This is a genomic window from Rhizobacter sp. (genome assembly GCF_035702065.1).
Classification (GTDB): domain Bacteria; phylum Pseudomonadota; class Gammaproteobacteria; order Burkholderiales; family Burkholderiaceae_C; genus Rhizobacter.
In genome coordinates this window covers 15,540-27,481 of the sequence record NZ_DASSRA010000481.1, presented here as the reverse complement: position 1 = coordinate 27,481, position 11,942 = coordinate 15,540, and the positions used below count along the sequence as shown (strand labels likewise).

11 protein-coding genes are annotated in these 11,942 nt (G+C 67.8%); 8 read left to right on the top strand and 3 right to left on the bottom strand.

Going from position 1 to position 11,942, the window contains the following annotated elements; translation table 11 throughout:
* Window positions 1-294: 294 nt before the first annotated feature.
* Window positions 295-1,026, bottom strand: coding sequence for an aspartate/glutamate racemase family protein (locus VFL64_RS21425; RefSeq protein WP_489542413.1), 732 nt, complete (start codon window positions 1,024-1,026; stop codon window positions 295-297).
* 161 nt (window positions 1,027-1,187) lie between these two features.
* Between VFL64_RS21425 and VFL64_RS21420 the strand changes: the two genes are divergently transcribed.
* From VFL64_RS21420 to VFL64_RS21385, 8 genes are all read left to right on the top strand, one after another.
* Window positions 1,188-2,189, top strand: coding sequence for an ABC transporter ATP-binding protein (locus tag VFL64_RS21420; protein WP_489542412.1), 1,002 nt, complete (start codon window positions 1,188-1,190; stop codon window positions 2,187-2,189).
* Between the two features lie 31 nt (window positions 2,190-2,220).
* Window positions 2,221-3,489 carry an ABC transporter substrate-binding protein gene (locus tag VFL64_RS21415; RefSeq protein WP_489542411.1) on the top strand — a complete coding sequence of 423 codons (1,269 nt, stop codon included), beginning with the start codon at window positions 2,221-2,223 and terminating at the stop codon, window positions 3,487-3,489.
* 144 nt (window positions 3,490-3,633) lie between these two features.
* Window positions 3,634-4,644 carry a porin gene (locus VFL64_RS21410; protein ID WP_489542410.1) on the top strand — a complete coding sequence of 337 codons (1,011 nt, stop codon included), beginning with the start codon at window positions 3,634-3,636 and terminating at the stop codon, window positions 4,642-4,644.
* A 115-nt stretch (window positions 4,645-4,759) separates the two neighbouring features.
* Window positions 4,760-5,641, top strand: coding sequence for an ABC transporter permease (locus tag VFL64_RS21405; RefSeq protein WP_489542409.1), 882 nt, complete (start codon window positions 4,760-4,762; stop codon window positions 5,639-5,641).
* Window positions 5,641-6,516 carry an ABC transporter permease gene (locus VFL64_RS21400; protein ID WP_489542408.1) on the top strand — a complete coding sequence of 292 codons (876 nt, stop codon included), beginning with the start codon at window positions 5,641-5,643 and terminating at the stop codon, window positions 6,514-6,516. Before VFL64_RS21405 ends, VFL64_RS21400 begins: the two co-directional genes overlap by 1 nt.
* A 9-nt stretch (window positions 6,517-6,525) precedes the next feature.
* Window positions 6,526-7,248, top strand: a complete 723-nt coding sequence (locus VFL64_RS21395; RefSeq protein ID WP_489542407.1) for a GntR family transcriptional regulator — start codon at window positions 6,526-6,528, stop codon at window positions 7,246-7,248.
* Window positions 7,249-7,360: 112 nt separating this feature from the next.
* On the top strand, window positions 7,361-8,332 hold the full coding sequence (locus VFL64_RS21390; protein WP_489542406.1) for an MBL fold metallo-hydrolase: 972 nt from the start codon (window positions 7,361-7,363) through the stop codon (window positions 8,330-8,332).
* A 20-nt stretch (window positions 8,333-8,352) separates the two neighbouring features.
* Complete coding sequence (locus tag VFL64_RS21385) at window positions 8,353-9,201, top strand: LysR family transcriptional regulator (RefSeq protein ID WP_489542405.1); 849 nt, start codon at window positions 8,353-8,355, stop codon at window positions 9,199-9,201.
* Here VFL64_RS21385 and VFL64_RS21380 read toward each other — a convergent pair whose 3' ends face one another.
* On the bottom strand, window positions 9,202-10,755 hold the full coding sequence (locus VFL64_RS21380) for a methyl-accepting chemotaxis protein (RefSeq protein WP_489542404.1): 1,554 nt from the start codon (window positions 10,753-10,755) through the stop codon (window positions 9,202-9,204).
* An 86-nt stretch (window positions 10,756-10,841) separates the two neighbouring features.
* Window positions 10,842-11,909 carry an MBL fold metallo-hydrolase gene (locus VFL64_RS21375; RefSeq protein WP_489542403.1) on the bottom strand — a complete coding sequence of 356 codons (1,068 nt, stop codon included), beginning with the start codon at window positions 11,907-11,909 and terminating at the stop codon, window positions 10,842-10,844.
* Window positions 11,910-11,942: the final 33 nt, after the last annotated feature.

The window sequence follows — 11,942 nt, the reverse complement described above, 5'->3', positions numbered from 1 at the left end:
CAGGCCGCGTAGTGAGTTGGGCGCGAGCCCCCAAGTCCGAGCAGCGCAGAGCAGTCGGCCCTAGGCCGACCGGCGAGCAGGGTGCCCTTTCTTTTGCCTTCTTTTCTTTGGGCAAGCAAAGAAAAGAAGGTGCGCCGCCGGGCGCATATCCCGGCGCACCCGTTCGAAGTAGGAAGAACCAACCTCGCGACTAGCGCCACAAGGCTTCGATACCTCAGCCCGAACGGACTGTGGCGTACGAGCGTGTGGTGGCGCGCGAAGAGGGCGCCGCCCGCGGATGCCAGGGTCGCTGGCTCAAGGTGAGTAGGGTGCGGCCAAGCCGACATACGCCTTGGGCAATGGCTTCGCAAAGTCCCCCACCTTGCTCGTCCCCAAACCAAGCGCCACCAGCCCCTCAGCCAGCTTGACGGCGGCGCCCACGCCATCGACCACCGGCACGCCGAGCTCGTTCTGCAATCGCAGGCACAAGTCCGCCATGCCCGCACAGCCGAGCACGATGGCACCGGAGCGATCACGCAGCAGCGCCTCGCGCGCGCAGGCCAGCACGCGCGCGTAGGCATCGCTTGCCGGGTCATCCAGCTCCAGCACCGCGATGTCGGTGCCATGGATGCCGCGGCAGCGCCGCTCGAAGCCGTACTGCAGCACCAGGTGCTCGGCGATCACGCAGGTGCGCGTGAGCGTGGTCACCACCGAGAAGCCCGTCGCCAGCAGCGATGCGCAGTGGAACGCCGCTTCGGCGATGCCGATCACCGGGCCGCGCGCCAGCTCGCGGGCGGCGTGCAGGCCGGGGTCGCCGAAGCAGGCAATCACGTGGGCATCGGCGCCTGCGGCCTCGCCCGCCCGCACTTGCTCGGTGACGCCGGCCGCCGCCCACACGTCGTCGTGGTGCCCTTCGATGGACGGTGCCCCGAAAGCGGGATGCACCGCCTCGATCACGGTCCCGGGCGAGGCCACCGCCGCCGCGGCGGCGCCGATCTTGGCCGTCATGGTGGCGGTGGTGTTGGGGTTGATGACGCGGATCTTCATGGGGCCTCCTGGCTCTGCTGCTGCACCGTTTTGTATACAAAGCGGTGATCGATGCAGAGCCTGAGCAAGAGCTGCACCCAGCTGTGTGGCATGACTTGCCCCAAAGGCGTGCGGGAAGATGGTGCAAATGCTTGGCACATGCATTGCATACAGGCCGCGGCATGAAGCCCGATTCCAGCCTGGTGCTCACCTCGCTCGTCAAACGCTACGGCCACACCGTGGCAGTCGATGGCATCGACCTCAGCATCGCCTCGGGCAGCTACTGCTGTCTGCTCGGCCCCTCGGGCTGCGGCAAGACCTCCACGCTGCGCATGATCGCGGGCCACGAGTTGGCGAGCGACGGGCAGATCCTGCTCGGCGGCAAGTACATCACCTACAGCGCCGCCGCCGACCGCGGCACGGCAATGATGTTCCAGAGCTACGCGCTCTTTCCCCACCTGAGCGTGCTCGACAACGTGGCCTTCAGCTGGAAGATGCGCGGCAAGGCCCAGGCCGAGCGCCACGCGCGCGCCAAGGAACTGCTGGCCCTGGTGGCGATGACGCCCTACCTGCAGCGCCTGCCCAGCGAGCTCTCGGGTGGCCAGCAGCAGCGCGTGGCACTGGCCCGTGCGCTGATGACCGAGCCGCGCGTGCTGCTGCTCGACGAACCGCTCTCCGCGCTCGACCCTTTCCTGCGCGTGCAGATGCGCGCCGAGCTCAAGCGCTGGCAGCAGGAGCTGGGCTTCACCTTCGTGCACGTCACCCACTCGCAGGAAGAGGCCATGGCCCTGGCCGACCAGGTGGTGGTGATGAACAACGGCCGCATCGAGCAGACCGGCTCGCCGCGCGAGGTGTTCAACGCACCGCGCTCCGAGTTCGTGGCCCGCTTCATGGGTGCCCACAACGTGATCGCCTCGGGCAGCGGCCCCATCGCCGTGCGCGCCGACCGCATGCGCCTGCAGCGCGAGCCGGCCGGCGGTGCACGCGAGGCTGCCATCAAGGCCATCGAATACCAGGGCACCTATGTGCAGCTCAGCCTCGCGCCGCAGGGCGAGGCGCCCGACACCCAGTGGACGGCCACCCTGGCCGATGCCGCCTTCGACGCCTCGCCGATGCAGCCCGGCGAAACCGTCTACGTCTCGTGGCTGCCGCACGAGGCGCATGCGCTGAGCGTGCCCGCCTAACCCAACAGTCACTCAACCCAGGAGAGAGCCCATGTCCCAAGACGATCAGCTGAAGCCAGGCCCCTCGCGCCGCACCCTGCTCAAAGGCGCGGCCGCCGCGGGCGGTGCGATGGCGTTCCCGTTCGTGCATGCGCAGGAGCAGATCACCTTGCGCTACCTGGGCACCGCGGTGAACCAGGACAAGGCCATCGCCGAGAAGTTCGAGAAGGACACCGGCATCAAGATCCAGTACATCCCGGTCACCACCGACGACGTGACCAAGCGCGCCGTCACCGCGCCCAACAGCTTCGACCTGATCGACACCGAGTACTTCTCGCTCAAGAAGATCATCCCCACCGGCAACCTGCTGGGCATCGACACCAAGCGCATCAAGAACGCCGACAAGATCACCACGCTCTTCACCAAGGGCGAGGTCGCCGGCAAGAAGGTGGGCGACCAGGGCACCGCGCCCAAGAAGGTGATGTACCTCGAGAAGCCGGACTCGAAGACGTTCTCGGCGACGCCCACGCAGTTCATGACGCTGATCCCCACGGTCTACAACGCCGACACGCTGGGCATCCGCCCCGACCTCATCAAGCGCCCGATCGAATCGTGGAAGGAACTGCTCAACCCCGAGTTCAAGGGCAAGGCGGCCATCCTCAACATCCCGAGCATCGGGATCATGGACGCGGCCATGGTGGTCGAGGCGGCGGGCCTCTACAAGTACCCCGACAAGGGCAACATGACCAAGCAGGAGATCGACCTCACGATCAAGACGCTGATCGAGGCCAAGAAGGCCGGCCAGTTCCGCGCGCTGTGGAAGGACTTCAACGAGAGCGTGAACCTGATGGCCTCGGGCGAGGTGGTGATCCAGTCGATGTGGTCGCCAGCCGTCACGGCCGTGCGCACCAAGGGCATCGCCTGCACCTTCCAGCCGCTGAAGGAGGGCTACCGCGCCTGGGCGGCGGGCTTCGGCGTGCCCAAGAGCGTCACCGGCAAGAAGGCCGATGGCGTCTACGAGTTCATCAACTGGTTCCTCGACGGCTGGGCCGGTGCCTACCTGAATCGCCAGGGCTACTACAGCGCCGTGCTGGAGACGGCCAAGGCCAAGATGGAAGCCTACGAGTGGGCCTACTGGATGGAGGGCAAGGCCGCCACGCAGGACATCAAGTCGCCCAACGGCGACCTGCTGGCCAAGACCGGCAGCGTGCGCGACGGTGGCAGCTATGAATCGCGCATGGGCGGCATCGCCTGCTGGAACGCGATCATGGACGAGAACGCGTACATGGTTCAGAAGTGGAATGAATTCGTAGCGGCCTGAGTAGCCCCCCAGTCGCTATCGCTCCTGCCCCCGAGGGGCGCCACCCAGAGGCCCGGCAAAGCCGGTTCCTCGGGTGTTGCTTGATGTGGCGCTTCGCTGCGCTCGCTCTGTCTTCTTCATCACAACTCCATCAGAGGGAATCACATGAACAGCTTGCTCTCGGTTTCTGGTCGCTCTCTTCTTGCGGCTTCGGCTTTGGCCGCCTGCGCCTCGGGCGCTTACGCGCAATCCAGCGTCACCGCCTACGGCATCCTGTCCGTTGACGGTGTGTACGCCAGCAACGTGGCCAGCGGTGGCGAGTACCGCCTGGAGAACGGCCGGCTCAACCCATCGCGGCTGGGCTTCAAGGGTTCGGAAGATCTGGGCGGCGGCCTGGCGGCGGTGTTCGACATCGAGTCCGGCATCAACCCCGACACCGGCACCACCCAGGGCGCGTTCTGGAATCGCGGGGCCTACGTGGGCCTGTCGAGCAAGAGCCTGGGCACGCTGACATTCGGCCGGCAGTGGAACGTCAACGACGACCTGCTCGGCGACTTCTTCATCTTCGGTGGCTACGCCGTGTTCTCCTACGACGGCTTCGGCTTCACCAGCGACACGCTCAACAACGCGGCCAAGTACGTGTCGCCGAGCTGGGGCGGCTTCAGCATCGAGGCGATGGGCGCTTTGGGCGAGGGCGGGCCGCGCACGGCGGAAGTCGGGTTGAGCTACAAGGCCGGCCCGTTCAAGGCGGTGCTCACCTACCACCAGGCCGAGCAGGTCGACGTGGCCAAGGACAAGCTCGTTTCCGCCGGCGTGAGCTACAGCTTCAGCGGCTACAACGCACGCCTGGCCTATTCGAGCGCCGACAACCAGCTCTCCGGCACCGGCACGCCGGGCAAGCCCAAGGCGGCGGTCTATGACATCGGCTTCGATGCGCCGCTGGGCGCGGTCGCCAGCGCCTCGCTCGACTACGTGGCGCGCGACCTGAAGGACTCGGACGCCGACTCCGCCTTCATCCGCCTGCTGCTCAAGTACAACCTCTCCAAGCGCACCCTGCTCACCGCCAACCTCATCTACATGAAGAACGACGATGGCGCGTCGCAGAGCTTCTACGGCCTCAAGGCCGTGGGCGACTCGCAGACGGTCGTCGGCGCGGGCATCAGCCACTCGTTCTGAGAGCGATGTGCATGAGCCCCGACGCCGTCACCCCGGCGCAGGCCGGGATCCACTGCCCCGAGTGGACACCGGCCTGCGCTGGTGTGACGGAGGCCGGTGTGACGGGGGCTGAACGATGAGCACGCCCAAGACCTTCCGCTTGAGCGCGTGGCTGCAGGCCACGCCCTTCACGCTGGTCTTCGTGCTCTTCCTCGTGCTGCCGCTGCTGCTGGTGGCCGCGGTGAGCTTCTGGCGCGCCACCGACTACGAGCTCATCCCGGCCTTCACGGCGCAGAACTACATCGACGTCTTCAGCGGCTGCGGCAGCACCAGCGAGCTGTGCGTCACCTTCAAGACCTACCTCTCCACGCTCAAGTTCTGTTTCCTGGTGTGGCTGATCACGCTCGTGATCGGCTTTGCGGTGGCCTACTTCCTGGCTTTCCACGTGCGCTCGGTGGGCGCGCAGACACTGCTCTTCATCCTGTGCACCGTGCCCTTCTGGACGTCCAACGTGATCCGCATGATCTCGTGGGTGCCGCTCCTGGGCCGCAACGGCGTGATCAACCAGGCACTGATCGGCGCCAACATCATCGAGACACCCATCGAGTGGCTGCTGTTCAGCGACTTCTCGGTGGTGCTGGCCTTCGTGCACCTGTACACCATGTTCATGATCGTGCCCATCTTCAACTCGATGATGCGCATCGACCGTGCGCTGCTCGAAGCTGCACGCGACAACGGCGCTTCCGGCTGGCAGACGGTGTGGAACGTGATCGTGCCGCTCAGCCGCACCGGCATCATCATCGGCTCCATCTTCGTCATCACCATCGTGATGGGCGACTTCGTCACCATCGGCGTGATGGGCGGGCAGCAGATCGCCTCGGTGGGCAAGATCATCCAGGTGCAGACCTCCTACCTGCAGTTCCCCATGGCCGCGGCCAATGCGGTGATCCTGCTGATCGTCACGCTGATGATGATCTGGGGCCTCACGAAGCTGGTCGACATCCGCAAGGAACTCTGATGAAAGAGGAGAAGCGCCCCGGTTCCTTCTACGCCCTGGCCGCGGTGTTCGGCCTGTTCGTGCTGTTCCTCTACGGCCCGATGCTGACCATCTTCGTGCTCAGCTTCCAGGGCCCCGAAGGCGGGCTCACCTTCCCGATGCGCGGCGTGTCGCTGCACTGGTTCGCCAAGCTGTGGGAAGGCATGGGCGTGGTCGACATCGCCGCCGCCTTCCGCCGCTCGGTGGCGCTGGGCACGGTGGTGATGGGCTTCACCGTGCTGCTCTCGCTGGGGGCGGGGCTCGCATTCCGCAAGAAGTTCGCTGGCTCCGGGCTGCTCTTCTACACGTCGGTGGCGAGCCTGATCATGCCGTCGATCGTCGTGTCGCTCGGCATCGGCCTGCAGTTCCGTCTGGTCGACACGGGGGTCAAGACGGTGCTCGAAGCGGTCGGCCTGGGCAGCTGGCTCGAAGGCTATGGCACGGCCATGGGCCTCTACACCTCGGCCCTGGGCGCGCACCTCACGTGGACGCTGCCCTTCGGCCTGCTGATCATGCTGGCCGTCTTCAACCGCTTCAATCCGTCGTACGAGGAGGCGGCCTCCGACCTCGGCGCCACGCCGTGGCAGAGCTTTCGCCACGTGGTGCTGCCGCTGATCGCACCCAGCCTGGTGGGCGTGGGCATGTTTGGCTTCACGCTGAGCTGGGACGAGATCGCCCGCACCTCGCAGGCCATCGGCGACGTGAACACGCTGCCGCTGGAGCTGCAGGGCCTCACCAGCACCGTCACCACGCCGGCCATCTACGCGCTGGGCACGGTGACCACGGTGGTGTCGTTCGCGGTGATGGGCGGCACGCTGGCCTTGATGAAGCTCTTGAAGCGCAAGCCAGCGCGCTGACAATGCCGCATGCCCGCACGCAAGAAGCCATCTGTTCCCGATGCCGCGCCCATGATGGCGGCCGACCGCGTCTATGAGGCCATCTACACCGCGGTGATCGATCACCGCCTCGCGCCCGGCACGCGCCTGCGCGAGGAGGAGCTGGCCGAGACCTTCGCCGTCTCGCGCACCCTGGTGCGCCAGGCCTTGCACAAGCTCGCGCAAGACGGTGTGATCGTGCTGCGCCCGAACAAGGGCGCCCAGGTGCCCGAGCCCACGCGCCGCGACGGCGAGCACGTGTTCGATGCACGCCGCGTGGTCGAGTGCGAAGTCGCCCGCCGCCTGGCCGGCAAGCTGAGCGCGCCGCAACTGGCCGAGCTGAAGCAGCTCGTCGAAGCCGAGGCGCGCGCCACCAAGCTGCAGAACAAGCAGGAGGCGATCCGCCTCTCGGGCGAGTTCCACCTCAAGCTCGCGCAGATGAGCGGCAACCCGATCTTCGTGAGGCTGCTGGAAGAGCTCTTGCCAACCACCTCGCTGCTGATGGCGCTGTACAAGGCGCCGGGCGAGCCCATGTGCGTGGCGCACAGCCACCGCAGCCTGCTGCAGGTGATCGCCAAGGGCGACTCGGGGGCGGCCGCCGGCACCGAAATGCGCCGCCACCTCAACGAGATCGAGAAGTCGCTGTCGCAGCCGGCGACACGGGCAGCGGTGGCGCTGCGCGACGTGTTCAAGCCCTACCGGCCCGCAGCCTGATCCCTTGCTTCGTATAAGAAAAACATTGCCGATCAAAAGGCAAATAAGATTTCCCTGATTGATCGGCCCTCGCTACCGTGCGGCCTTCGATCAATCAGAGGAGTGGATCTCGATGAAGAAGCTGACGAAGCGGGTGCTGCTGGGCGTGGCCGGCGTGCTGGTGGCGGGCGTGGCCTTCCTGGCCTGGCAAGACCGGCCGCTGGACGCGGGCGCGGTGGCGGGCCTGCCCGAGATCCCGGCTGAGTGGCCGGCGGTGAAGCCGCCGCAGGGGCTGGCGCTGTCGGTGCTGCGCACTGGCGAATCGGCCGGCACGGTCGAGGCCCTGGTGGTGGCCGGCGGCAGCTGGTTCACCCCGCGCAAGCCGGTTCATTCCGCCGTGCTGGTGCGCCACCCGCAGGGCACGCTGTTGTTCGACACCGGGCTCGGCCGCGAGGTGGCTGCGCAGTTCGCCGTCAACGGAGCGATCGACCGCGAGTTCTTCGGCTACCGCGCCGAGGAGCCGGCCGCCGCGCAGCTGGCGCGCCACGGTGTGGCCGCGAGCAGCCTGATGGCCATCGTGCCCTCGCACATGCACTGGGACCACGTGAGCGGCTTGCCCGACTTCCCCGACACCGAGGTGTGGGTGCAGCCCACCGAGCGCGAGCATGCGGCGCAGGGCCACCCGCCGGCCTTCCTGCAAAGCCAGTTCAGCGGCGTGAAGCGTTGGCGCGATCTGCGCTTCGACGCCACGCCCTACATGGGCTTTGCCGCGCAGCGCGACGTGTTCGGCGACGGCTCGGTGGTGCTGGTGCCGCTGGCCGGCCACACCGCCGGGCACGTGGGGCTGTTCGTGCACTTGCCCTCGGGCCGGCGCTACTTCTTCACCGGCGATGTCACCTGGACGATCGAAGGCCTGCGGCGCCCCGCCGACCGGCCGTGGATCACGCGCACCGCCGTCAAGCTCGACCATGACAAGGCCGACAACCGCCGCGCCATCGTGCAGATCCACCGCCTGATGCAGCGCCACCCGCAGCTCACCGTGGTGCCCGCGCACGACGAGAACGTGGCGCGCACGCTGCCGCGCTTTCCCACCTACCAGGAGTAGACACACATGGGCAGCGAACGATGCTGAGCCTGCGCAACCTGCGCTACTTCTGCGCCGCCTTCGAAGAGCGCAGCACCGTGGGCGCGGCGCGGGTGTGCTTTGTCACGCAGCCGGCCATCTCCAGCGCCATCGCGCAGATCGAGGAGGAGCTGCAGTCGCGCCTCTTCCTGCGCCAGCACCGCGGGCTGGAGCCCACGCCGGCGGCGCAGCGCCTCTATCGCCTCGCGCGCAAGCTGCTCGCCGACACCGAGGCCATCAGCGCGAGCTTCCGCCAGGGCGACGAGCAGCCCTTCGCGCTGCGCGTGCTGCCCTCGCTGAGCGTGGACCACACGGCGCGATTGCTGCGCCAGCTGCGGCGCGACATTCCCGCGCTGGCCCTGAACCTGGCCGAGGACGAGGCGCCGGCCGATGCGGCGCTCACCGCGTCGACCTGCGCCGACGAAGGCACCGAGTTCGTCGTGCTGTGGGAAGAGCAGTACGTGCTGCTGGTGCCCGAGGAGCACCCGCTGGCGGTGAAGGAATCGCTGCAACTGGCCGACCTGCACGGCCAGGCCTTCGTGGAGCGCACCCACTGCGAGATGAGCGACAGCTGGCAGACGGCGCTCGGCCGCGGCGCGGTGCTGCCCGAGGTGCGCGCGCGGGTGCAGAGCGAGGAGTGGGCGCAGGGCCTGGTGGCCGCCGGCGTGGGCGTCACCATCGCGCCCTTGCAGGCGGTGCAGGCCCGGCCCGGCATCGTCGTGCGCGACGACTGCGCCGAGCTGCGCACGGTGCGCCGCCACATCGGCCTCGCCTTCCACGCGCCGGCCGCCGGCACGCTGCAGCAGGTGCTGGCGGCCTGCCAGCGCTGGGCGCTGTCGCTGCGGGGGTGATCAGGCCGCCAGCTTGAACGCCTGCGTCAGCTGCGTGAGCTGGTGCGCCTGCTGCTTGAGCGTCTCGGCCGCGGCGGCGGCCTGTTCCACCAGCGCGGCATTGCGCTGTGTCGACTGATCGAGCTGGCCGATGGCCGCGTTGACCTGGCCGATGCCGTTGGACTGCTCGTGCGAGGCGGTGTGGATCTCGCCCACCATGGTGGTCACCTGCTCGATCTGGCGGCGCACCTCCTGGATGGTGCGGCCGGCGTCGTCGACCAGTCGGGCGCCGTTCTCGACCTTCTCTCCGCTCTCGTTGATCAGCGCCTTGATCTCGCGCGCCGCCTGGGCGCTGCGCTGGGCCAGCGAGCGCACCTCGCTCGCCACCACCGCGAAGCCGCGGCCCTGCTCGCCGGCACGCGCCGCTTCCACGGCGGCGTTCAGGGCGAGGATGTTGGTCTGGAAGGCAATGCCGTCGATCACGCCGATGATCTCGCCGATCTTGCGGGCCGAGGCGCTGATCTCGCCCATGGTGCCCACCACGTTGTCGACCACCTTGGCGCCTTCGCCGGCCACGCCGGCCGCGCCGATGGCCATGCTGTTGGCCTGCTGCGCCGTGCCTGCGCTCTGGCGCACGGTGGCGGTGAGTTCGGTCATCGAGGCCGCGGTCTGCTGCAGGCTGGCGGCCTGCGCCTCGGTGCGGCCCGACAGGTCCTGGTTGCCGGCGGCGATGTCGCTGGCCGCGGTGTTGACCAGCTCGCTGGCGTTGCGCAGCTCGCTCACGATGCGGCGCAGCCCGTCCTGCATGGTGGCGAAGGAACGCATCAGCTGCGCCAGCTCGTCCTGGCCGTCGGCATGGATGTCGCGCGACAGGTCGCCGCTGGCCACGCGCGAGGCTGCCGCAATCACGTCGCGCAGCGGCCTCACCGTGGCGCGGGTGATGGTGAAGGCGATCACGACGCCGCCCAGCACCATGGCAGCCGTGATGGCGATGACGACCGTCAGCACGGTCTGGTAGGTGTGCTCGGCGCGTTGCACCGCTTCACGCGAGTTCGTCACGTTGTGGGCAGAAGCGGCCTGCACCGCCTGGCTCAGCGCGTCGCCCGCAGCGCCGGCTTCGCCCATCACGATGCCGCGCAGGTCTTGCGCCTTGGACAGCTCCAGGGCCAGCCCCTGGATCTTGACGAAGGCGGTCTTGGAGGCCAGCAGCTTCTCGTCGATGGCCTTCCACAGCGCTTCGGCTTGCGCATCGGACAGCAGTGCCTTGTGCTTCTCGTGGTGCTGCGTCAGCGCGGCGAAGGCGTTGGTGGCGCGGGCCAGTTGCGCTTTGCGGGCCTCCATGTCGAACTCGAGCAGGAGCTGCAGCTGAGCCTGGCGGATCTGCTGCAGGTCGCTGTCCATGGCCGCGAAGGATTCGAGCGAAGGCACGGTCTTGAGTGCCACTTCGTTGAACTCTTTCTTGAAGCTGCCGAACTGCAGCAGCGAGATGCCGGCGAGCACGCTCGACGTGAACAAAATCACGCCGAAGCCGAGACCCATGCGGGTGCCGATCTTGAGGTTGAAGAGGAATTTCATCGGGGGACCCGGTTGTCGTTGTCTCCCCTTATCGAACCGCCGAGCCTGAGATGTAGGCCAACCCGGGGAAACCCGGGCGGTCCCGCTCAGGCCGGCGTGAAGCGGTGCACGCCGTCGGCGTCGAGCCCGCGCTTCAGCTTGCCGGCGTGCCACAGCGCGTTCAGGTGGGCGATCGACTCGCCCATGGCGAAGGTGGTCTGGTGCAGGTCGAGCTTGCGGCGGAACAGCACGCTCAGCAGGTCGGCGGCGCTCTGCGGCTTCTCGGCGCAGGCTTGCAGCACCTCGGCGAAGCGCTCGTCGTGGTGGGCTTTCAGCTGGTCGATGCGCGTGTGCAGGCCGCGGAAGGGCCGGCCGTGCGAGGGCAGCACCAGGCTGTCGGCGGGCAGGGCGCGCATGCGCTCGATGGAGTCGAGGTAGCGCTTGAGCGGGTCGCCTTCGGGCTCGTTCTCGTGCACGCCCACGTTGGTGGAGATGCGCGGCAGCACCATGTCGCCGGAGATCAGCACGCCCAGTTCGGCGCAGTGCAGCGAGATGTGCTCCGGCGCGTGGCCGTAGCCCACGTGGCAGCGCCAAGGGCGGCCCCCGATGCGGATCACGTCGCCGTCGATCATGCGCTGGAAGCGGTCGGGCACCTTGGGCACCATGCTGGCGTAGTGGCCGGCGCGTGTGCGGATCATCTCCAGCGCTTCCGGGTCGGTGATGCCATGGCGGGCGGCGAACGCCGGTGTGATCACGGTGGCCTTGGTGGCCGGGTTGCTCGACATGCGCGCACCGTTGTAGTCGGTGCCGCTGATCCACAGGCGGCACTCGTGCTCGGGGGTGCTCCAGCGCTCGGTGAGCCAGTGCGACAGGCCGATGTGGTCGGGGTGCAGGTGCGTCACGATCACGCGCAGCACCGGCAGGCCTTGCAGCTCGGTGGCAAACACCTGCTCCCAGGCGGCGCGCGTGGCGTCGTTGGCGATGCCGCAGTCGACGATGCTCCAGCCCTGGCGTCCGTCGATCTCGTCGCGCAGCAGCCAGAGGTTGATGTGGTCCAGCGCGAAAGGCAGGCTCATGCGCACCCAGCGCACACCGGGCGCCACTTCCAGCGTGCGGCCCGTCTCGGGCAGGGTCTCGCCGAAGGGGTAGCTCAGTTCATGTTCAAGGGCGTTCATGCGGGCGGTTCCGGTTGGCTACACTTGACGTAT